Source organism: Pseudomonas sp. Z3-8, assembly GCF_051131975.1.
Classification (GTDB): domain Bacteria; phylum Pseudomonadota; class Gammaproteobacteria; order Pseudomonadales; family Pseudomonadaceae; genus Aquipseudomonas.
On record NZ_CP071643.1, the window covers coordinates 5823416 to 5845612 of the forward strand.

Here is a 22197-nt window from a genome sequence, read left to right on the forward strand (position 1 = left end):
TGAAGTGCTCCGGGTGAGGCATTCACTCGTACCATTCGATTCTGATAGTTATAAATCGGAAGGAGCAACTTCGACCCAATAAAACTTACATGAAAAGTTTTAACAGCCCTCTTCACGCCCAAGAAATACGCCAAATTAAATATATAAAAAATAACTTGCAGAGCCTTTGTTACATGCACTAACTTTTTTACGTCGAGTTGCCTTCGGCCCCAAAACTCATGGCGGACAGGCCTCCAGCGGGCCTTTCAGCCCTGAGCAACGATAAAATATCTGTATCAAGAAAACATGGACTCCGGTTCACGTGCTCGCTCGCACCGAAAAAACTGGCGAAGCAACTTCCGGACAAAAATCATTGATGAGGACGTTCCAATGCAGTCAACCAAAGAACAACTATTCCTGAAGAAACTCGAACTTGGTGAACACCCGGTTTTTTCTGAAATAACCTCAATCGACCTGTTGCGCCGTTTTATGGAAAGTCATGTTTTTGCCGTGTGGGATTTCATGTCCCTGACCAAGCGCCTGCAGCGCGAGCTGACCTGTATCCAGTTGCCGTGGCTACCTCCGGCCGACCCGCACGCAGCACGGCTGATCAATGAAATCGTCTTGGGGGAAGAATCCGATGACCGTCCCGGAGCGGGCTATTGCAGCCATTTCGAGCTGTACCTGGACGCCATGCGCGAGGTCGGCGCGGATACCCGAGCCATTGAGCAATTCATTGCCCTGCAACAGGAAGGCGTCAGCCCCGAGACCGCGCTGGACAGCGTCGAGGTAGACCCGGCCGCGGCGCGCTTCGTACGCCAGACCTTGCACACTGCCTTGCACGCCCCGGCCCACAGCGTGGCCGCCGCGTTCGTGCACGGTCGCGAAAGCGTCATCCCGCAGATGTTCCAGCGCATGCTGGATGCCTGGGGCATCGGCCTGGACCAGGCACCGACGTTTCGTTATTACCTGCAACGGCATATCGAAGTGGACTCCGAAGACCACGGCCCGGCGGCGGAAAAACTCCTGGCAAGGCTGATCGATGGCGACCCCCAGCGCGAGCGCGAAGTCCTTGCCGCCGCCCTCGCCGCCGTCCACAGCCGCGCGGCGTTGTGGGATGGCTTGCGCCAGAGCATGGCCCTGCCGGTTGCGCAGGTGACGCCATGAACGCCATTTCATACCAGTCCTTCGCCGACACCTGGGAAAGCCGCGCCACCATCCGTACCCGACCACGGCGCCGGGTCGAGGATGACGACAAGCTGATCTTCCCCATGAGCCGTCAGCCTCTTGTGCACAGCCAGACCTTTCTCAGCCACTGCCCGCAGTTGCGCGATTTTGTCCTGGTGCAGAGCCTCTACAAATTCATCAATGACGTGGTGATTTTCGAGACTGAGCTGGTGGACCACACCGCACGGCGCATCGCCAAGAACCGCTTCGGCATCGAGTTTCCGTTCGCCTGTCGCTACGACGCGATGACTGTGGTGGTGGATGAGGACTATCACGCGCTGGTGGCCATGGACTTCATGCAACAGACCATCGACATGACCGGCATCGAGCCGATCCCGCTGCCCGACCAGATCGAACTCAGCCGCGCGGTCCCGGCCACGCTGGCGCGCGCACCGGAGCATTTGCTCAGTGCCGTGGAGCTGATCTGCATCGCCATTGCCGAGAACACGGTGACCAACGAAGTGGCGGCCTTTGCCCGGGATGATTCGGTCAAGGCCTCGATCAAGGGTCTGATGGCGGACCACTTGCAGGATGAGGGCCGACACTCCGGTTTCTGGACACGGCTGGTGCAGATTTACTGGCGCACCGCACCGGAAGAAGACCGCCAAGCCATCGCGCAACTGATGCCCGGCTTCATTGCCGAGTACCTGGCGAGCGACCTGCAACAACAGTTCGATTTCGAGCTGATCACCCATCTGCCCGTCGATGAATCGGTACGTCAGTCGCTGCGGGATGAGGCCAGTGCGTTGGCGTACCCGATCAATCGCTTTCACCCGCTGGTGGGCAACATCACACGTTTTTTTCGCACCAGCTCGATGCTCGCTTCACCGTGCGTGCGCGATGCCCTGGCCGACTACCTGACACCATGAGGAGCTTTCGATGAAACGCCTCGAAATTGCGCTATCCGGCACCAGCCAGGCCATGGCCGAACTGGCCCGGGAACTTGAACTTCACGGTCATTCGGTCAGGGATTTTCGATCGCCAACCGCCCACGGCGCGGTCGACCTGTCGATCGATGACGGTACGCTGCCGTGTGCCACGCAAGCGCGCTTTCGCCTTCATGTGCGCGTGGCGCTCCAGGCCTTGCCAGGCCAGGCATTGCCGCAACCGGTGGTGGTTTTCCGCGACGCTGCACAGCGCCTGTTATCCGAGGCCGTGGTTGCCCCGCCAAGCCGGGGCAACGGCCAGTCATTGCGCCTCTGCGCAATGGCGGCGGTGGTCGAGCACGGCGCCCGGCTGGTCAGCCAGCTCTCGAGGGACGAGACCCGCTTCGACACCTGGCCGACGCTGGAAACCGACGTTGCAGACGAGCTCCTGCACGGGCTCGATGCGCTGGAGCCGCTGGCTTTCGAACATCACCTCAACCGCGCCCCGGTGCCCTGGCTCCTGGCCGCCGCCCAAGTGCCGGTGATGAACAGCATCGAACAACGCATGCTTGATCAGCCGACGCAACCGGCCCTGTGGGTCGACGGTCAGCTCATCGACTACCGATCCTTGCGCGACCTGACGCTCAGGTTGCAACAATCGATGCTGGAAATCCTGCCGGGCGCGACTGACCGCCCGAGGATAATCGGCGTGTGCCTGCCCAAATCCGCGCCGCTGTATGCAGCGATCCTGGCGGTGCTGGGATGCGGAGCGGTGTACCTGCCGCTGGACCCGCAACACCCGGCGCAGCGGCGGCGCTTCATCTTGGAAAATGCCCGGGCCGATCTGCTGCTGCATGACGTGCAAAGCGATCTGGACGATTGCGCGGTACCCAGGCTGAACGTCCATCGACTGCCCACTTCGAAACCGGCCATCCCGCTCTCGACAATCCGGCGCGTGGCAGGCATCGACGAGCCGGCCGTGGCGATCTACACCTCCGGTACCACCGGCCAGCCCAAAGGCGTGTTGCTCAGCCAGCGCAACCTCAGCCATTTCTGCGCGTGGTACTGCGACCATGTCGAGTTGAAGCACGACAGTCGCGCACTGCAGTTCTCCACCATTAACTTCGACGCGTCGCTGCTGGACATCCTGCCGACGTTCATCCAGGGCGGACTGTTGGTCGTGCCCAGCGAAGACCAGCGCCGCGACCCGCAGCAACTGGTCGCGTTGATTCGCGCACAGCGCGTCAGCCACGCCTTCCTGCCACCGGCACTGTTGAGCGTACTGCCGCTGGACGCGCCGCTGGGGCTGGAACACCTGGTCACCGGAGGGGATGTCTGCGAGCCGTATGTGATCGAGCAACTGGCGCCACAGTGCTGCTTCCACAATATCTATGGCCCGACCGAAACCACGGTGCTGGCGACCACGCGGCAGTTCGGCAGCGGCGACAACAACCGCAACCTTGGCAGGCCCATAGCCAATGCCCGGTTGCTGATTCTGGACGAGCAACGGCAACCGGTGCCCGACGGCACGCCCGGTGAGCTTTACATTGCCGGGCCGGGTGTCGGCCTGGGGTACCTGAACGCCCCGGAATTGACCGCCGAGCGCTACCTCAACCTGACGCTGCCCACCGGGCAGACGCTGCGGGCCTATCGCACCGGTGATATCGGCCAGTGGACGGACGCTGGGATCGAGCTGTGTGGACGTCGCGATAACCAGGTGAAGATCCGTGGCTTTCGGGTCGAGCCCGAGGAGATCGAACATTGCCTGCGCGACAGCCAGCTGTTTCGTCAGGTGGCGGTGGGGGTGGATGAACGACGGCGGATCCTGGCGTTCCTGGTGAACCCTGTGCAAGAACTTCCCGGCGAGGCTCTTCAGGCATTGCGCGAACATGTGCAGGAAAGGTTGCCCAGCTACATGCACCCGACGGCCTACATCGAGCTGCCCAGCCTGCCTTACACCAGCAACGGCAAGGTTGATCGCCGGGCGTTGCTTGCCTCGGCGGTGCCGGTCCAGGCCGGAGGCCAGGGACGCCAGCCGCAGAACGCCTTGGAAAACCAGCTGCGAGCGCTTTGGGCCGAGCTGCTGGAACTGCCGGCCGAGGACATCACCACCGACGAGAGCTTCTTCAACCTCGGTGGGCATTCGATTCTGTTGTCGCAATTGCTGCTGAGCATCCGCCAGTCGTTCGGCCGTAGCCTGTCGATCAATCGCTTCATCGAAGCGCCGACGCTGATCACCCTGGCGAAGCTGCTCGACGACTCCGAACAGAGCGATACGTCAACGCTGAGCCCGCAGGCTTTCATCGACGCCGAGGCGGAGCTCAACCTTGATCCACTGCCCATCAGCCAGAGCGGTGACGTGCACAAAGTGTTGGTGACCGGTGCCAACAGCTTTCTCGGCGTACACATCGTCGAGGCGTTGCTGGCGTGGGGCGCCACCGAGGTTGCGTGCCTGGTGCGTGAGTCCGGCGGGCAAAGCGCGGCCGAGCGGTTCGCCCAGGCGCTGCGGGACAATCGCCTGGAGCACCTGGACCTGAGTCGCGTCAGCGTCTACGCCGCCGACATCACCCAACCGCAACTGGGTTTGCCGGACGACATCTACCAACGCATCGACAGCACCTTCGGCGCGCTGGTGCACAATGCGGCCCACGTCAACCACGTGCTCGACTACGAGTCCCTGGCGCGGGACAACGTCGAGCCGATCTTCGAATGCCTGCGCCTGTGCGAAGGCCGGCGCAAGAAGATCTTCAACTTCGTCTCGACGCTTTCGGCTTCCAGCGCCCTGGACGCCGATGGCCAGGTGTTGGAGCAACCAGCGGCGCAGACACCGCCGATCTACATCAAGAACGGCTACAACCTGTCCAAATGGGTCGGCGAGCGGATCCTGCAGCGGGCCCGTGACCTTGGCGTGCGGGTGAACCTGTTCCGCCCCGGTAACATCAGCTTCAACAGCCAGACGGGGGTCTGCCAACCCCACAAGAACCGGTTGATGCTGATGCTCAAGGGCTCGATCCAGCTCGGCCAGGTGCCGGCCCTGTCGCTCAACTTCGACCTGATGCCGGTGGACTTCCTGGCCCGTTTCATCGCCTTCCACGCCAGCCGCTACCAACCGAACCAGGCCGTGTTCAATCTGCACAACCCCGAACCGCTGAGCTGGGACGCCTACGTGGCGTCGTTCCGTGACAGCGGCCGGGCGTTTTCCCTCGTGAGCGTCGCCGACTGGCAACGGCAATTGGCGCGGGTCGATGCCGACAACGCGTTGTTCGGCGTGCTGGGCTTCTATCTGAACGGCTTCGAGGAGGACATCGGCGACATCTCGCTGATCCGTCATGACAACGCCCGGTCCGGCGTGCGGCAGATGGGCGCGCACTACCCGGAAAAGTCCCCGGCCCTGCTACGCCGTGGCGCGGACTACCTCAAGGCCATTGATTTCATCTGAACCATCCCACCCCAAAGCAAGGAGCAAGACCATGACGACATTTCAACCCGACACACTGATCAAGAATCCTCAAGCCTGCCACGTTGAAACCTCGGTGCAAGTGTCCGCTGACGCGGCGCGAGTCTGGGAAGTAGTGGGCGACTTTGGCGGGTTCAACCGCTTTATTCCCGCGCTTGCGCGCATCGAGATGACAGGCGAAGGGGTGAGATCCCTGCGCAAGAAATTCTTCGTCGACGGACAGAACCTGGTGGTGGAACAACTCAACAGCCGTGACGACCAGGCCATGCACATGACCTGGACGCTGATCTACAACACCCTGGGCATCGACAACCTCTGGGCGGCCATGCGCGTGGAGCCCCTGGCGGACAACCGCTGCCGCGCCACCTGGACCATCATTGCCGACCACACCGACGCCCATGCCCCGTCGGGCTTCAGGGATTTCCTGCAAGGGTTCGCCGATGAAGCGATGGAGAACGTGGTGAAGATGTTCACCTGACCACTACTCCCTTGTGGGAGCGAGCCTGCTCGCGAAAGCGTCAGCCCGGACACCGCCCCCATGGACAACCCAAAACCCCCCTGGCGAGGGAGCTTGCTCCCGCTCGGCTGCGCAGCAGTCGCCAAACCGGCTGCTGCGGTCCGCCTGGAGAAATGCCAGGGCCCGCTTCGCAGGCCAGCGGGAGCAAGCTCCCTCGCCACGAGGAAATCCATGGAGAACCATGCATCGCCATCGCGAGCAAGCTCGCTTCCACAGGAGACCGGCGGTGGTCCTGGGTTTCAAGTACACCCAAGACCAATGTGGGAGCGAGCCTGCTCGCGATGGCGCTGGTTCGGCTGGATCAGATCTTGAAGCTGTCCACCAGTTGCTTCAACCGGTTGGCCTGTTGGGACAAGGCATCGCAATCCTTCAGCGTTTCGTTGAGGTTGGCGACGCTCTGCTGGTTCAGCAGGTTGATGTGGCTGACATCCATGTTGAGGGTTTCCACCACGGCGGTCTGTTCTTCGGTCGCGGCGGCCACCGACTGGTTCATGCCGTCGATCTCACCGATACGCTGGGTCACGCTGACCAGGCGCAGGCCGGCCTGGTTGGCCACTTCCACGCTTTCTTCGCTGGAAGCCTGGCTGGCGTTCATGGTGGTCACCGCTTCACGAGAACCGACCTGCAACGAAGTGATCATCTTGTGGATCTCCTCGGCCGACTCCTGCGTGCGGTGCGCCAGGTTGCGCACCTCATCGGCCACCACCGCAAAGCCACGCCCGGCTTCACCGGCACGGGCCGCTTCGATGGCGGCGTTCAACGCCAGCAGGTTGGTTTGCTGAGAGATGCCCTTGATCACATCGAGGATGTGCCCGATGTTGTCGGTGCTGGCGTTCAGGGTTTCGATCTGGGTGCACGACAGGCTGATCTTTTGCGACAGCGCGGTCATCGCCTGGATGGTTTTTTCCACCACCTGGCGCCCGTCATCGGCCTGCTCGCTGGCGCCGCTGGCCTGTTGCGAAGCATCGGCGGCATTGCGGGCGATTTCCTGGGTCGCGGCGCCCAGCTGGTTGATCGCGGCGGCCACGCTGTTGGTGCGGGCGCTCTGTTCATCCGAGCCGACAAGCGAGGCGTTGGACGACGTCATCACCCGCTGCGACAAATCGTGCACCTGCCGCGTGGCCGAAGACACTTCAGCAATCGATGCATGGATGCGCTCCACGAACTGGTTGAACGAGCCACCCAGCACAGCGAACTCATCCTTGCCCTGCACGACGAGACGGCGGGTCAGGTCGCCTTCGCCCTGGGCAATGTCCTGCATGGCGCGGCCCATGGTGGTCAACGGACGCATCAACACCTGAATCAGCAGGCTCAGCAGCAACGCAATCGCCGCCACCGCGACGAACATCGCAATCAATGCAGACGTACGGAAATGGCTCAGTGGCGCGTAGGCCTTGGCTTTGTCGATCGACAGTCCGATATACCACTCGGCGTTCGGCAAGCCTGCCACCGGGGTAAACGAAAGGATGCGGTCCTCCCCGTTCAACTCGACTTCCTGGATACCTTTGCCGATGCGCACCGGCGTGCCTGGGTAGATGTCCTTGAGGTTTTTCATCACATGGTCTTTGTCCGGGCTGACGATCACCTGACCGTCGCCGCTGACCAGGAACGCATGGCCGATGCCGCCGAAATCCACCGAGTTGATGATCTTCACCAAGGTTTCCAGGCTCAGGTCGCCACCCACCACACCGAGCAGTTCGCCGTTGTGCTTGACCGGCAGGGCAATGGTTACCACCAGCCCGCCGACGGCCGCCATGTAGGGCGGGGTCAACATGGTTTTATCCGCGGCGACCGCCTGCTTGTACCAAGGGCGCTGGCGCGGGTCGTAGCCGTCGGGCATCTTGGCGTCAGGCCGCTGAGTGAAAACGCCGGTGTTCTGGCCGACGTAGGTGAACTGGAAATTCGAGGTCAAGGCCGGCTGGTCGACGAGCCCCGGCAAATCGGCCCCCGCGCCCTGGTGTGCGATGTTCTGCGCCAGGTTCTCCAACACCAGCACACGACCGCTCATCCAGTTCTGGACGCTGCTGGCTGTCAGGTCGCCGGATTGCTCGATGGACGATTCCAGGCTTCGACCGATGGTGTTGCGCTGCAGGTAATCGTTGTAGAGGGTGAACAGGGCAAAAGCCAGGACCACCACACCAGAGGCGGCCAGGAGGATTTTGTGACTGAACTTGAGATTCATGGGTGGGCTTCTTATGCAGGAAGTGGAGTGCAACTGCCATGTAACCGGTGGGCGCGATATTGGATCCGCTCCATTTTGGTGCACCTATATCACTCTGTCGGCCAATGCCTACAAAAAATTAGGCCGCTGTTCGATTGTCCGACGGAACGGCTTGATCGGCGTCCCGTGACGCCCGCAGGCGAATGAATGGTGGTTGCAAAATTGACTCGCGCTGATGACAATGCGACCTATTATCATTTGTGACTCCAGGCCGTCGCGTTCATGTCATCCCCCCAGTTTGCAGTACAGGCGCTCTACAGCAGCCATCACGGCTGGCTCCACACATGGCTGCGCAACCGATTGGGCAATGCCGCCGATGCAGCGGACCTGGCCCAGGACACCTTCGTGCGCCTGCTGCAACGCACCGAACGCCTGGAACTCAAGGCGCCACGCGCCTTCCTGCGCACCATCGCCCAGGGCTTGGTGATTGACCATTGGCGCCGAGCGGAAATCGAACGCGCCTACCTTGAGACCATCGCGCACCTGCCGGAAGCGCAAACGCCCGGCGCCGAAGCCCAGGCATTGATCCTGGAGCTGCTGGAGGCCATCGCCCGGATGCTCGAAGGCCTCAAGCCCAACGTGCGCAAGGCGTTCCTGCTGGCCCAGTGCGAAGGCCTGACCTACAAGCAGATTGCCGAACAGATGGGCATTTCCCTGCGCTCGGTGGAACGCTACGTTGCCGACGCGTTGTATCACTGCTATATGCTGCGCTATGAAGATTGAACCGATGGACCAGCCTTCTGGCCGGGGCCCATCACAGCAGGTGGTCAAGCAAGCGATCCATTGGTTGCTGCGCCTGCGCAATCATGCCGCCAACCCGGCCCTGCGCCAACAGTGCGAGGCCTGGCGCATCGCTCACCATGACCACGAACTGGCTTGGCAACGGGTGCAATCGCTGCACAGCGAACTGACTTCCAGCCTGCGGGCGGTACCTGGCGCCCGGACTGCCCTCGAAACCCTGGAGACCAGCGCCCAGCGCCTCGGCCGGCGCCAGGCCCTGAAGCTGTTGTCAGGCGTGGCGGTGATGGGCTGCGCCGCCTGGCTGGGCAAGGACCTGGGCTGGCAGCCGTGGAGCGCCGATTTTGCGACCGCCACCGGCGAACGACGTGGCTTCCAACTGCCAGACGGCACGCGACTGGAGCTCAATACCAACAGCGCGGCCGACCTCGACTTCACGGCTTCACAACGCCTGATCACGTTGACGCGCGGCGAAATCATGCTCACCTGCGGCGGCGATCCCGGACGCCCATTATTGGTAAAAAGCCGACACGGCTTGTTCGAGGGGCTGGAGGGCCGCTTCGTCGTGCGCCAGGACAACGACTGCACGCGCCTGAGTGTCACCAGCGGACACGTCGCCATCCGCTCGCATGTCGGCAGCGACGGCGCCCCGATCCAGGTGGAAGCTGGCCAAAGCTACCTGATCAGCGCATCCACCGCGACGCTCGCGCCCCCCCTGGACATGGACGCCGGCGCCTGGGCGGACGGCTTGATCGTCACGCGCAACATGCGCCTGGAAGACTTCCTCAACGAAGTGGGACGTTACCGTCGGGGCTACCTGAAATGCGCCGCCTCGATCGCCGATTTGCGCTTGTCAGGGGTCTTCCGTCTGGCAGACACCGACAAGCTGCTGGCCGTCCTGCCGCACACGCTCCCCGTGCAAATACACTACCGAACCCGCTGGTGGATCACGGTGGAGCGTACGGCCTGATTTTTTTTTGGCGGGTTTTGCGCGGGCGTCCGGCTAGGACAGTAAGCAACGCTTATCTGCCTCCAGCGACTCCAACGGAAACCTACAATGACTGAGCGCGTGACTCTCAAGACTTCCCTCGGCTGTTCCTCGCCCACCGGCCTGCTGCGCCAGGCCATCCGCGCCGCGCTGTTGAGCACCGCGCTCGGTGTCGGCGCCCTACCGATGTCCGCTGTCGCGGCGCAGGATGGCGCGATCGCCGGCCGCCAGAGCTACAACATAGCCGCCGGCCCGTTGAGCGAGGTGCTCAACCAGTTCGCCCGCCAGGCCGGTATCACCTTGGCAAGTACCCCTGGACAAACCGGCGGCGTCCAGTCCCCGGGCCTGAAAGGCGAATATTCGGCGGACCAGGCCCTGCAGCAGTTGCTCAGCGGCTCCGGGCTGGTTGCCGTCAGCCAGGATAGCGGCAGCTATGTGCTGCAAACCGTGGCCCCCGAAAGCACGTTGGCGTTGCCGACCACCGACGTCAAAGGCTTCGCCCTGGGTAACGCTCTGGGCAGCATGGAAGGCTACAACGCCACCCACAGCCAGGTGGCGACCAAGACCAGTACCGCCCTGCGGGAAACGTCGCAAAGCGTATCGGTGGTCACGCGCGAGCAAATGGACGACCAGGGCGCGCAAACCGTGTCCCAGGCCATGCGCTACACCCCTGGCGTGCTGACCAACCCCTATGGCGCGACCCACCGCTACGACTACGTGGCGATGCGCGGCTTCAACGATGGCTCGGTGGACAACATCTACCTGGACGGTCTGAAGTCGATGGGTGACAGCGGCACCTACAGCTCGATTCAGGTCGATCCGTATTTCCTCGAACGGGTCGACATCCTCAAGGGCCCGTCCTCCGTGCTCTATGGCCGCAGCTCGCCGGGTGGCCTGGTGGCGCTCACCAGCAAGAAACCGCTGTACGAGGCCTATCACCAGATCCAGGCCACGGTCGGTACCCAAGGCCAACGCGGCATGGGTTTCGACTTCAGCGGCCCGGTGGATGACGACAAGCGCATCGCCTACCGCCTGGTCGGTCTGGCCGATACGTCCGACACGCAATTCGACCACAACAAGGAAAAGCGCTTCGCCCTCGCGCCAACAGTGAGCATCGACTTTAGCGAAGACACCTCGCTGACGTTGCAAGCCTACCTGCAGCATGACCCCGACGGCGGCTACCACGGCGGCATGCCGGCGAACGGCACCTTGCACAAGCGCAACGGCCGGCGGATTTCGGAGAACTTCTTCGAAGGCGAGCCTGGCGTCGACGGCTACGAACGTGACCAGCAGTCGTTCGGCTATCAGTTCGAACACCGCTTCAACGACGTCTTCACCGCCCGACAGAATTTCCGCTACCTGGATTCGGACGTCAGCAATGACCAGGTCTATGCCTACGACTGGACCACGCCGACCAGCAACGAGCTGAACCGCTATTACACCGGCGCTGAAGAAAAGCTCCACGCCTTCATCGTCGATAACATGCTCCAGGCGGAATTCTTCACCGGCGCCACCAAACACACCGTGCTGATGGGCGCCGACTACCAGCGGCGCAAGACCGTGGTCGACTGGACCAGCGGCAGCCTCGCGCCGATCAACGCCTTCGACCCGGTCTATGGCAACTCGGCGATCAGCTACTTCAGCCCCACCAGCTACCTGCGGCGCCTGGAGCAGACCGGCGTCTACCTGCAAGACCTGATCGAAATGGACAAGTGGCGCTTCTCCCTGGGCCTGCGCCAGGACTGGGTCGAGACCTCGGACGAGAACCGCATCGCCGAATTCGGGCGCCCGGAAGGCACCGAGATCAACGACAAGCGCACCAAACTCACCGGCCGCGTCGGGGCGCTGTACCTGTTCGACAACGGCCTGGCGCCGTACATCAGCTACTCCGAGTCGTTCAACCCCAACTCCTACGCCGACAGCGCCGGCAATCCGCTACCGCCTACCGATGGCAAGCAGTGGGAACTGGGCCTGAAATACCAGCCGCCGGGCACCGACGACTTGTACACTGCCTCGCTGTTCCGCATCGACCAGGAGAACCTGGCGACCAAGCTGCCCCAGGAAAACTTCTACCGCGCCGTTGGCGCAGTTCGTTCCCAGGGCCTGGAACTGGAAGCGCACATGCAGTTGACCGAGCAGTTCAAGGTGCTGGGCAGCTACACCTTCACCGACATCGAATACTCGAAATCGATGGTCAGCACCCTGAGCACGCCCACCGACATCATCGAAAACAAAGGCAACTCTCCGACCCAGGCCCCGCGCCACATGGCATCGGTGTGGGCTGACTATAAATTCGACAGCGGCACGCTCGATGGCCTGCGGCTGGGCGGCGGCGTGCGGTATGTCGGCTACAGCTGGGCCGACGCGGAAAACACCATGAAGGTGCCGTCGTACACGCTGTTCGATGCCTCGGTGGGGTATGACCTGGGCAAGGTTGGCTTGAAGGGCGTGGATGTTCGCCTGAACGCGAACAACCTCACCAACGAGACCTACATCGCGTCATGCGCCAGCCTGAGCTATTGCTACATGGGCGAGGAGCGCAACGTGGCGGCTACGGTGAGTTATCAGTTCTGACCCGTTTTCTGCTTTGATTCACTTCTGTGGCGAGTGAGCTTGCTCCCGCTCGGCCGGGCTGGCGCTCCAGTGCGTAGCGACCGCAAGATCTTGGGGCTGCTGCGCAGCCCAGCGGGAGCAAGCTCCCTCGCCACAAAGGCATGTTCTTGTTCCTAAGCCTGGATCGCCTTCGCTTCTTCCCTAGCTACCCCTTCCTCGGCTGCAAACCGATTCGCCCGCCCAAACGTGCCGAAATCATTGAAGCGTACGCCCATCTCCCGCATCACCTTGTGCGCCACCGGCACCGTCATCTGGCGAATGTAGAACGGCTCCTTCACCACGAAATGATGGATGCCGTGGCTGCTGCCGAAATTGAAGCAGAACGCCTGCAACGGCCACAGCCACCAAGGGTTCAACACCTGGGTCTGCTGGATGACGTTGCCTGGCTCGATGTCGCCGTAGTAATGCATGTTCGAGCTGATGAAGTGCAGGCAAAAGGTGCGCAGCACATTCGGGCCGATGATCACCACCGCCGCGATGTCGATGACGTGCAGGGTCGCCAGAGTGCTGGTCGACCAGTCGATGGAAGTGCCGAGCAGCCCGGCAACCGCGTTGGCGCCATGGAAACCGAGGAACACGTACCACGCGCCCCAATGCAACAGCGCCAACGGGAAATACACCTTCAGCGTGCGCCTGAGGATGCTGCGCTTGTGCGCCCAGGTCCTGGCTCGCAGCAGGCGAATGAACGCCGACATCACGTTGTCGCCAACCATCAGCAAGCGCGCCAATCCCCACGGCTCGCCGTTGGTGATCGCGCGCTCCTCCAGGTCCGCCTCGCTGCCGGAAACCTTGTGATGATTGAGGTGCAGGTGGCGGCGAATCCACGGATTGATGGTGCTCGGCCGCGCCAGCCAGACCAGGCCCATCATCAGGTTGTGCGGCACGCGCTGCTTGCGAAAATACATACTGTGGATCAGGTCGTGTTCCAGCTCGTGGGTCAGGGACGCAAAAAAGGCGTTGAGCAGCAGGCACGCCCAGCCGGCCAGATAGCCGTTGATGTAGAGCAGCGCCGAGCCGGTCATCCCCGCCAGGGCGAACGCCAGGATGCCCGCGCCCAGCGCATCCTGATGCCGCAGGATCGGATAGCGCTCGCGCAATTCTTCGCCCCGGGCCAGGACCACCTGGCGAATATGGGCGGAGCGCTGCTGTGCATTCAATCGCTCGGGGCTTGCGCAAGTGCCGTGCATGGCTTAATCCTCTGTTATCGATGAGCTAATCCTGCCGGGCCTTGCCTCACGGGGTGATAGCCGCAGACGCCAACCTGTTGACCGCAAGCGCCAATTGCCATGACGGAACCAACCTCCCTCGCCAGCTGGACCCGCGCCCTGCGCAAACAGCTCGATGCACTGGGCCTGGACAGCCATGCCTTGTGCCTGGAGGCGGGCCTGGACCCACAATGGATGGACGACCCGAACGCCCGTTATCCGCTCTCGGCCACCACGCGCCTGTGGGCGCTCGCGGTGCAGGCCAGCGGTGATCCGGCGATCGGCCTGCGGGTGTCGCGCTTTGTCAGCCCCACCACCTTTCATGCGCTGGGTTATGCCCTGGTAGCCAGCGGCAGCCTGCGGGAAGTGTTCGAGCGGATCGTGCGCTATCACCCGGTGGTCAGCGATGCGCTGACCCTGCAACTGAGCCGTGGCGAGGATCGCTACCGCTTCAGTCTCGACGTACCGGCGGGACGTCCGGCGCCGGCCCTGGAAGCCATCGACGCGTTCGCCGCGATTTACGTGCGCACCTGTCGTAACCGCCTCGGCCGCGATTACGCCCCGCTGGCGGTTTATCTGCGGCGACCGGAGCCGGCAGACCCCGCCCCTTGGCACAAAGTGTTCCGTTCACCGGTGCACTTCGATGCCGAACACGATTGCCTGGAGTTCAGCCTCGCCGATTTCGACAGTCACCTGGACGACGCCAACCCGGAGCTGGCCGAACACAACGAAACCGTGCTCAAGCGCACCCTAGCCCAGCTCCAGCCGTTGACCTGGGAGCGCAAGGTCCGCGCCGCCATCGAAGCACAACTGCCCGAAGGCGAACCCAGCGCCGAACGCATCGCCCAGGCCATGCACCTGAGTCTGCGCAGTCTGCAGCGCCATCTGGCCGACGAAGGTTGCCGCTTCGACGCGCTGCTCAATGAATGCCGGGAAAACCTGGCGCTGCTACACCTGCGCGATCCGCAATGCTCATTGAGCGAGGTCAGTTATCTGCTGGGCTTTGCTGATACCAGCAGCTTCAGCCGCGCGTTCAAGCGCTGGACCGGGATGACGCCGGGGCAGTTTCGGGATGGCTTGCGTTAGGGATCTACAGTACCTGGGCCGGCCTCATCGCGAGCAAGCTCGCTCCCACATTTGATCTGCGGCGCCCACAGAACCTGTGGGAGCGAGCCTGTTTGCGATGGCTAGGTCAGTCGTTGTCAGCTTTGAGGCTGCGTGCAAGCCCCGCCTTCCACGCCTCGACCATTGCTTCGCCAGTTGCTCTGAACGTTTGATTAGCGTCCATGTAGCGACGCATCTCGGCCAGCGCAAGGTCCATCCCATGAATAACCTGCTCCAACAAATCCTTGCAGCGCCTCTCCGTCAGATTGCAGGCCGAGCGGCCAAACCCCATCAGCATTTTATATTTCGGCCAGGCTTTGGAACCGCCTAACAAGAGCGCCATGTTGTCGTTACGAATATAAACCGCTGTGCTGACGAGGTCGTAGGCGGGTGCGAGCCGGATAGACGCATCCGCGCCACAGTGGTTATAAAGCACCCCGAAATTTTTCAGGTGCGCATCACCATTCTTCAATCCGGCCGAGAGGGCCACGATTTTAAACAAGGACTCCAGCGCCTGATTGAGCATATGAGGCGAAACAAACGCCTTGATCTGCCGGGCCGCGCCTTCATACGAACCGTCATACTTGGCTTTCGATGGCGAGCCGTTGAGCACACAAAAATCCTCAAAGCCCAGATATTCGCCAGTGCGTGGCAGATCAAAACGCCTGACGATCAAAAATTTTCCGCGCTCGCTCAACTCGAATTCCGGCACTTCAAGCCCCGCATGCAACGCGGCCCGCATGCAAAAGAATTCATTGGCGGCCAACTCGGGGAACTCGTCCGAGCGAAACGCCTTGACCAGATGTGTAGCACCCCGATGAGTCAAGCGATCAACAGCGGATGCGCTGTCGCGTACCAACACTTTGGGTTGTACTCCAGAAACACCCGAATATTGCCCGTAGGTGTCCAGCAAATCCTCGAACAGCCCCTCGGCCCCGTCATGCACCAACAAGTCCGCCAAACTGGTTTCGGGCGGCCCGGCCTCGGTATGCAAACGACCAATACCCACCCGGCCCAGCTGATGAGGTCCCACGATGGCAAGCATGGCGAAGTCGTCAAAGCCCCGCACCGCTTTACTGAAACGGCGCACCAGCTCGTCACGCAAGGCGCCTTCCGGCAGGTTCATTTCAAAGATCGGTGGTACGCCGGGCTCCCAGCTATAGCTTTCAAGACGCGCTGGCATGGTCAGCGAAACCGAATGTTCCTCATCCGCGTCAGGCGCATAAGTGAACACTGAATCGCTGCGCTGTTGGCCTCGCCCGAGGACGCCGATAGCCGCTTCGCTGACGGTGACTTGCAACCTGTCCAGACCTTGTTCATCAGTCATGGAAAGAGTCCTTTTTCAGTGTGTCGAGCGTCGGGCGCTTCGCCGGACGGGCAATCGCTGTCAACTGATAGCCGAAACCATTGAGAATAGCTTCGACCTTACGAATGCCGACTTCAGCAATAGTATTGTTTTCAATCCCCGAAATCGTCGCGCGGCTCATGCCGTACTGCGCAGCCAATGCCTGCTGGGAAAGACGGTGTTCCTTGCGCAATCGCCTGATCAACGCACCGAGGGTTTCCATACGCCAACTCCGCATCGTATACAGTGCAAAAATAATAAGAGTAACAAAATGCACTATATTTAATTCAATTTAGCCGAGTGTAGCGCAATCACGATCCGTAGAAGTGGTCGGCTTCAGGTAGAAGCCAGCCGCCGCAACCCCTCGATATCGAGGATTTCGATCTCGCCGTAACCAAGCTGAAGAATGCCCTGCCCCTGCAGATCCTTGAGAATCTGGTTGGTGGTTTGGCGCGACAGGGAAAGCATCAATGCCAGTTGGTCCTGGGGCAGTTGCAGAACCCGGCGTGCCGGTTCGATTTCACCGTAGCCTTCGGCAATCATCAGCAAGCGATGGACCACGCGGGCCGGAGCAGGCATCAGGCTCAGGTGTTCGAGGTTGACGAAGGTCAGGCGCAACTTGTGGCTCATCAACAAGGCCAGCTGCCGCCAATAACCCGGTTGTTCTTCGAGAAAAGCCAACAGCCAGGCCTGAGGTACATGCAGCAACGTGCATTGCCCGACCCCCTGTGCGTCATGGGTACGTGGCTGGCCATCGAACAGGCTGATTTCGCCGAACCAATAGGGTGGCTCCACGACGCTCAGCAGCGCTTCCTTGCCCTGCTCACTGACGGCGCCGATCCGCACCGCCCCTTCGAGCACCGCGTACACGCCACACGGCGGATCGCCGCGCTTGAACAACCGCTGACCGGGCGACAGGCGACGCAGCCGCGACATCTCCAGCAGACTATTCTGTAACTCGGCGGGCAGATGGCTGTACCAGTGGCCGGTCATCAAGTGCGCGTGCCAGGGATGAGTATTCATGGAAACTCCGGGACAAGTGTCGGCTAGCTGACAGAGCGCCTGGTGGAACCTGGGCATCATGCGGGCATCACCTCAGGAGGAACAACAATGAAAAGCCTCGTCGGTCATCTCAGTCAATACGCGGCCTATCACCGCGACCCACGCAACATCGCCAGCCACTTCATCGGTATTCCGCTGATTTTCGTTGCCGTCGCCGTGCTGTTGTCACGGCCGGGATGGCCGGTTGGCGCGATTTTGATTTCGCCCGCGCTGCTGGTTGCAGTGGCCAGTGCCTGGTTCTACCTGCGCCTGGAATTGCGCCTGGGTGTGCTGATGACCGTGCTGCTGGGGCTTGCCGTCTGGCTGGGCCAGGTGCTCGCCGCGCAAAACACCGCGATATGGCTGGCCGGCGGCCTGGGCATGTTTGTGGTGGGCTGGGTGATCCAGTTCGTCGGCCATTATTACGAAGGGCGCAAACCGGCGTTCGTCGATGATCTGACCGGGTTGATTGTCGGGCCGTTGTTCGTCGTGGTCGAGGCGGGATTCCTGCTGGGCATGCGCCATGACCTCAAACAACAGATCGAGGCGCAGGCCGGGCCGGTAAGGGTCAATCAGAAGCGGGCCGCAGCCTGAGGCCGCCTTCGCGAGCAGGCTCGCTCCCACATTGGATTGGCGTCGTACACAAATCCCTTGTGGGAGCGAGCCCTGCTCGCGAAGCTTTTAAAAGTTTGAAACCTTCTGCCAGACCTTCGGCTTGAAGAACAGCGTCTCGCCCTTCGCCAACCCAACCAGGCTGTCATGGTCCTTCACCACTTCGGCCTCGATCAGTTCGCTCTGGCCTTCGACCTTCAACGTCACCCGCGTGGTCGCGCCGAGCGGGCGAATGTCGCGCACTTCGGCGGGGTGGTGGTCCTCCAGTTCCGAGCGCGACAGCGACACTTCATGCGGACGGAACAGCACATGCCGGTCCTCCCCGAGATGCAGACGGTTCGAGTCGCCCAGGAAGTGATAGACAAAATCGCTGGCCGGGTTCTCGTACACATCGCCCGGTGAGCCGATCTGCTCGATCACGCCCTTATTCATCACCACGATCCGGTCGGCGACTTCCATGGCCTCTTCCTGGTCGTGGGTCACGAATACCGAGGTCAGGTTGATGTCCTCGTGCAGCCGCGCCAGCCAGCGGCGCAATTCCTTGCGGACCTTGGCGTCGAGGGCGCCGAACGGTTCGTCCAGCAGCAACACCTTGGGTTCTACCGCCAAGGCGCGGGCCAGGGCGATACGCTGGCGCTGGCCGCCGGACAACTGCTCCGGATAACGGTCGGCGAGCCAGTCGAGCTGCACCATGTTCAGCAGCTCATGAACCTTGGTCGCGATCTGGCTTTCGTTCGGGCGCTGGTTCTTGGGCTTCATGCGCAAGCCGAAAGCGACGTTGTCGAACACCGTCATGTGGCGGAACAGGGCGTAGTGCTGGAACACAAAACCGACGTTGCGATCACGCACGTCGTGGCCGGATACGTCTTCACCATGGAACACGATGTTGCCCTGGTCCGGCGTCTCGAGGCCGGCGATGATCCGCAGCAGGGTCGTCTTGCCACAGCCCGACGGGCCGAGCAGCGCCACCAGCTCGCCGCTCTGGATGTCCAGGCTGATATCGTCGAGGGCCTTGAAGGCGTTGAAATTCTTGCTGACGTTACGGACTTCGATCGACATGACTTATTCCTCCGCGGCGCTGGCGCGCAGGCGGTTGATTCGGTTTTCGCTCCACTGCTTGAGCAGCAGGATGAAGAGCGCCAGGATCAGCAACAGGCTCGCCACGGCGAACGCGGCCACATGGTTGTATTCGTTGTAGAGGATCTCGACGTGCAGCGGCAGGGTGTTGGTGACCCCGCGAATGTGCCCGGATACCACCGACACCGCGCCGAACTCGCCCATGGCCCGGGCGGTACACAGCACCACGCCATAGATCAGACCCCACTTGATGTTCGGCACAGTCACATGCCAGAACATCTGCCAGCCGTTGGCGCCCAGCAGGCGCGCGGCTTCTTCTTCCTGGGTGCCCTGCTCCTGCATCAGCGGGATCAGTTCACGGGCCACGAACGGCACGGTGACGAAGATCGTCGCCAGGACGATGCCCGGCAGCGCGAATACGATCTGGATGTCGTGATCCGACAGCCATGGCCCGAACAGGCCCTGGGCACCAAACATCAACACGTAGACCAGGCCAGCGATCACCGGCGACACCGAGAACGGCAAGTCGATCAGCGTCACCAGCATGCTTTTGCCACGGAAAGAATACTTGCTCACACACCATGCGGCGCTGACGCCGAACACCAGGTTCAACGGCACCGAAATCAGTACCGCAATCACCGTGAGCTTGAGCGCCGACAACGCATCGGGCTCGAAGATCGCCGCGAAGAAAGTACCCAGGCCCGACTTCAGGCCTTGGGACACCACGATGAACAGCGGCAACAGCAGAAACAGTGCAAAAACCAGCCAGCCGAGGCCGATCAGGATGCGCCGCGAAACCGCGCTGCCGCGGCGGGCAGCGTTGGTGGAGGCGGCGGCAATAGACGATTGGGACATGGTTCGCGCCTCCTTATGGGGTTTCGATGCGCCGCTGCAACAAGTTGATCAGCAGCAGCAGGACGAAGGAAACCACCAGCATCAGCACGCCGATGGAGGTGGCGCCGGTGTAGTCGTATTGGTCGAGCTTGACCATGATCAGCAGCGGCAGGATCTCGGTTTTCATCGGCATGTTGCCGGCGATGAAAATCACCGAACCGTACTCGCCCACGCCCCGGGCAAACGCCAGGGCGAAGCCGGTCAACCAGGCCGGCAACAATGCCGGAACGAGGATATGGCGGAACACCTGCCATGGCTTGGCACCGAGGCACGCGGCGGCTTCTTCGACTTCACGGGGAATGTCGGCGAGCACCGGCTGCACCGTGCGCACCACGAACGGCAGCGTCACAAAGGTCAGCGCGAGGGTGATGCCCAGCGGGGTGTAGGCAATCTTGAAACCCAGGTCGGTGGCGAACTGGCCGACCAGACCGGTCGGCGCGTACAGCGCGGTCAGGGCGATACCGGCCACGGCGGTGGGCAAGGCGAACGGCAAATCGATCATCGCGTCGATGATCTTGCGCCCCGGGAAGGTGTAGCGCACCAGCACCCAGGCCAGCAACGTGCCAATCACGCCATTGATGATCGCAGCGTACAGCGCGGTGCCGAAACTGAGCTTCAAGGCTGCCAGCACCCGCGGCGCCGAAATGATCGCCCAGAACTGTTCCCAGGTGAGTTGGGCGGCATGTACGAACATCGCCGCCAGGGGTATGAGCACAATCAGACTGAGGTACACCAGGGTGTAGCCCAGCGTCAGCCCGAAGCCGGGTATGACGGGGGATATGCGACGCGACATAAAGGTCCTTGGTTAAAACTGGCCCGACGTTAAATCGGGACCCGTTAGCAAAGCCAGCCTGTTAGCGGGCGCAGCCTGTGGGAGCGAGCCTGCTCGCGAAAGCGGTGTCTCAGGCAACATGAATATTGACTGTGCAACCGCCTTCGCGAGCAGGCTCGCTCCCACATGAATTGCGCTCTATTGCAGCTTACTGCGCCTGATAGATCTGGTCGAACACACCGCCATCGTTGAAGAATTTAGGCTGTGCCGTTTTCCAGCCGCCGAAGTCCTTGTCGATGGTCACCAGCTCAAGTTTCGGGAACTGCCGGGCGTATTTGGCGGCCACGTCCTTGTCACGCGGACGATAGAAGTTTTTCGCTGCGATTTCCTGGCCGGCCGGGCTGTACAGGTGCTTGAGGTACGCTTCGGCGATCTCGGCATTACCCTTTTTCTCGGCGTTCTTGTCCACCACCGCCACCGGTGGTTCGGCGAGGATCGACAGCGACGGCACGACGATGTCGAACTTGTCCGCGCCACCGTCCTCTTTCAGCGCCAGAAACGCTTCGTTTTCCCAGGCCAGCAACACGTCTCCCTGACCGTTGTTGACGAACGTGATGGTCGAGCCACGGGCACCGGTGTCGAGGATCGGCACGTGCTTGAACAGCGCCTGCACGTATTCCTTGGCCTTGGCTTCGTCGCCACCGTTGGCTTTCAGGCCGTAGGCCCAGGCGGCGAGGAAATTCCAGCGGGCACCGCCGGAGGTCTTCGGGTTTGGCGTAATGACCGAGACGTCATCCTTGATCAGGTCGCCCCAGTCCTTGATGCCCTTCGGATTGCCCTTGCGCACCAGGAACACAATGGTCGAGGTGTAAGGCGTGCTGGCATCCGGCAGGCGTTTTTGCCAGTCCGCCGGCAGCGACTTGCCCAATTTGGCGATTTCGTCGATGTCGCCGGCCAGGGCCAGGGTCACGACGTCGGCACGCAGGCCGTCAATTACTGCTCGGCCTTGCTTGCCCGAACCACCATGGGACTGCTGGATTTTCACGGTGTCGTCCGGATGGGCTTTTTTCCAGAAGCTGGCGAATTCGGCGTTGTAGTCCTGATACAGCTCGCGGGTCGGGTCGTAGGACACGTTGAGCAACTCGTAGTCCTTGGCAACCGCGGAACTTGCAAAAACAGCGCTGGCCAGGGCGGCCAAGGCATAACGGCGAATCGACGACATGGTGAAAGCTCCTGGAATTCTGGTTTTTATGGCTTCTGGAAATCGTTTGTCCGGTAACCGGAATCGCAGCCTGCGGCAGCTCCTGCATCAAGCCCCCCGGCAGGGGCTGGCGCAGGCTGTGATCCTTCAGCTCGGTTTATGACTCGGTTGTTGCAAGCGGAATTTTTCCTTGCGCTCGATCTGGACCACCTGGGCGTTGTGCACGGTAATCTCCACCGCGCCAAAGCGCAGGTCACGCAATGCACTCTGGATCTCGCGCAAGATGGTTGCTTCGTCCTGGCCGTCAACGCTACGTAGGGATGCGCTCATGCTGCTGCTC

At 61.7% G+C, this 22197-nt stretch carries 19 protein-coding genes; 9 read left to right on the forward strand and 10 right to left on the reverse strand.

All coding sequences use genetic code 11. The annotated features are described in order from the left end of the window. The first annotated feature begins 369 nt into the window (after positions 1-369). From J3P94_RS26415 to J3P94_RS26430, 4 genes are read left to right on the forward strand one after another with little or no spacing between them, the layout of a single operon-like run. Positions 370-1146, forward strand: a complete 777-nt coding sequence (locus tag J3P94_RS26415; protein WP_434570454.1) for a DUF3050 domain-containing protein — start codon at positions 370-372, stop codon at positions 1144-1146. Next, positions 1143-2075, forward strand: a complete 933-nt coding sequence (locus tag J3P94_RS26420) for a diiron oxygenase (protein WP_434570456.1) — start codon at positions 1143-1145, stop codon at positions 2073-2075. Before J3P94_RS26415 ends, J3P94_RS26420 begins: the two co-directional genes overlap by 4 nt. Before the next feature lie 10 nt (positions 2076-2085). Continuing rightward, entirely contained in the window at positions 2086-5511 is a 3426-nt protein-coding gene (locus J3P94_RS26425; protein ID WP_434570458.1) for an amino acid adenylation domain-containing protein, read from the forward strand. Between the two features lie 31 nt (positions 5512-5542). Next, complete coding sequence (locus J3P94_RS26430; protein WP_434570459.1) at positions 5543-6007, forward strand: SRPBCC family protein; 465 nt, start codon at positions 5543-5545, stop codon at positions 6005-6007. 340 nt (positions 6008-6347) lie between these two features. Here J3P94_RS26430 and J3P94_RS26435 read toward each other — a convergent pair whose 3' ends face one another. Then, entirely contained in the window at positions 6348-8228 is a 1881-nt protein-coding gene (locus J3P94_RS26435) for a methyl-accepting chemotaxis protein (protein WP_434570461.1), read from the reverse strand. A gap of 261 nt (positions 8229-8489) precedes the next feature. Here J3P94_RS26435 and J3P94_RS26440 point away from each other — a divergent pair, with 261 nt between their 5' ends. The 3 genes from J3P94_RS26440 (at position 8490) to J3P94_RS26450 (ending at position 12567) form a co-directional block, all read left to right on the forward strand. Then, positions 8490-8990 carry a sigma-70 family RNA polymerase sigma factor gene (locus J3P94_RS26440; RefSeq protein WP_434570463.1) on the forward strand — a complete coding sequence of 167 codons (501 nt, stop codon included), beginning with the start codon at positions 8490-8492 and terminating at the stop codon, positions 8988-8990. Positions 8991-8994: 4 nt separating this feature from the next. Next, positions 8995-9975 (forward strand): FecR domain-containing protein, encoded by a 981-nt coding sequence (locus tag J3P94_RS26445; protein WP_434570465.1) that lies wholly within the window; start codon positions 8995-8997, stop codon positions 9973-9975. Positions 9976-10062: 87 nt separating this feature from the next. Beyond that, positions 10063-12567 carry a TonB-dependent siderophore receptor gene (locus J3P94_RS26450; protein ID WP_434570467.1) on the forward strand — a complete coding sequence of 835 codons (2505 nt, stop codon included), beginning with the start codon at positions 10063-10065 and terminating at the stop codon, positions 12565-12567. A 152-nt stretch (positions 12568-12719) separates the two neighbouring features. On the opposite strand, the gene J3P94_RS26455 is transcribed toward J3P94_RS26450, so the two are convergent. Then, positions 12720-13793, reverse strand: coding sequence for a fatty acid desaturase (locus J3P94_RS26455; protein WP_434570469.1), 1074 nt, complete (start codon positions 13791-13793; stop codon positions 12720-12722). 99 nt (positions 13794-13892) lie between these two features. On the opposite strand from J3P94_RS26455, the gene J3P94_RS26460 reads away from it, so the two are divergent. After that, on the forward strand, positions 13893-14897 hold the full coding sequence (locus tag J3P94_RS26460) for an AraC family transcriptional regulator (protein ID WP_434570471.1): 1005 nt from the start codon (positions 13893-13895) through the stop codon (positions 14895-14897). Positions 14898-15003: 106 nt separating this feature from the next. On the opposite strand, the gene J3P94_RS26465 is transcribed toward J3P94_RS26460, so the two are convergent. The 3 genes from J3P94_RS26465 to J3P94_RS26475 form a co-directional block, all read right to left on the reverse strand. Next, complete coding sequence (locus tag J3P94_RS26465) at positions 15004-16242, reverse strand: type II toxin-antitoxin system HipA family toxin (RefSeq protein ID WP_434570474.1); 1239 nt, start codon at positions 16240-16242, stop codon at positions 15004-15006. Then, positions 16235-16483, reverse strand: coding sequence for a helix-turn-helix domain-containing protein (locus tag J3P94_RS26470; RefSeq protein WP_434570476.1), 249 nt, complete (start codon positions 16481-16483; stop codon positions 16235-16237). The genes J3P94_RS26465 and J3P94_RS26470 overlap by 8 nt, the downstream gene beginning before the upstream one ends. A 113-nt stretch (positions 16484-16596) precedes the next feature. Next, positions 16597-17283 carry a Crp/Fnr family transcriptional regulator gene (locus tag J3P94_RS26475; protein WP_434570478.1) on the reverse strand — a complete coding sequence of 229 codons (687 nt, stop codon included), beginning with the start codon at positions 17281-17283 and terminating at the stop codon, positions 16597-16599. Between the two features lie 87 nt (positions 17284-17370). On the opposite strand from J3P94_RS26475, the gene J3P94_RS26480 reads away from it, so the two are divergent. Continuing rightward, positions 17371-17895: a DUF962 domain-containing protein gene (locus J3P94_RS26480; RefSeq protein WP_434570480.1), complete on the forward strand. Its 525-nt coding sequence runs from the start codon at positions 17371-17373 to the stop codon at positions 17893-17895. An 87-nt stretch (positions 17896-17982) separates the two neighbouring features. Here the strand turns inward: J3P94_RS26480 and J3P94_RS26485 are convergent, their stop codons facing one another. The 5 genes from J3P94_RS26485 to oscA form a co-directional block, all read right to left on the reverse strand. Continuing rightward, positions 17983-18972 carry a sulfate/molybdate ABC transporter ATP-binding protein gene (locus J3P94_RS26485; protein WP_434570482.1) on the reverse strand — a complete coding sequence of 330 codons (990 nt, stop codon included), beginning with the start codon at positions 18970-18972 and terminating at the stop codon, positions 17983-17985. A gap of 3 nt (positions 18973-18975) precedes the next feature. Further along, on the reverse strand, positions 18976-19845 hold the full coding sequence (gene cysW, locus J3P94_RS26490; RefSeq protein WP_434570484.1) for a sulfate ABC transporter permease subunit CysW: 870 nt from the start codon (positions 19843-19845) through the stop codon (positions 18976-18978). 13 nt (positions 19846-19858) lie between these two features. Then, complete coding sequence (gene cysT / locus J3P94_RS26495; RefSeq protein ID WP_013692011.1) at positions 19859-20677, reverse strand: sulfate ABC transporter permease subunit CysT; 819 nt, start codon at positions 20675-20677, stop codon at positions 19859-19861. 187 nt (positions 20678-20864) lie between these two features. Continuing rightward, the gene (locus J3P94_RS26500) at positions 20865-21878 is read right to left on the reverse strand and encodes a sulfate ABC transporter substrate-binding protein (RefSeq protein ID WP_434570486.1); all 1014 of its coding nucleotides are present in this window, start codon (positions 21876-21878) and stop codon (positions 20865-20867) included. Between the two features lie 126 nt (positions 21879-22004). Beyond that, positions 22005-22187 (reverse strand): sulfur starvation response protein OscA, encoded by a 183-nt coding sequence (oscA, locus tag J3P94_RS26505; RefSeq protein WP_003186967.1) that lies wholly within the window; start codon positions 22185-22187, stop codon positions 22005-22007. Between the last annotated feature and the right edge of the window lie 10 nt (positions 22188-22197).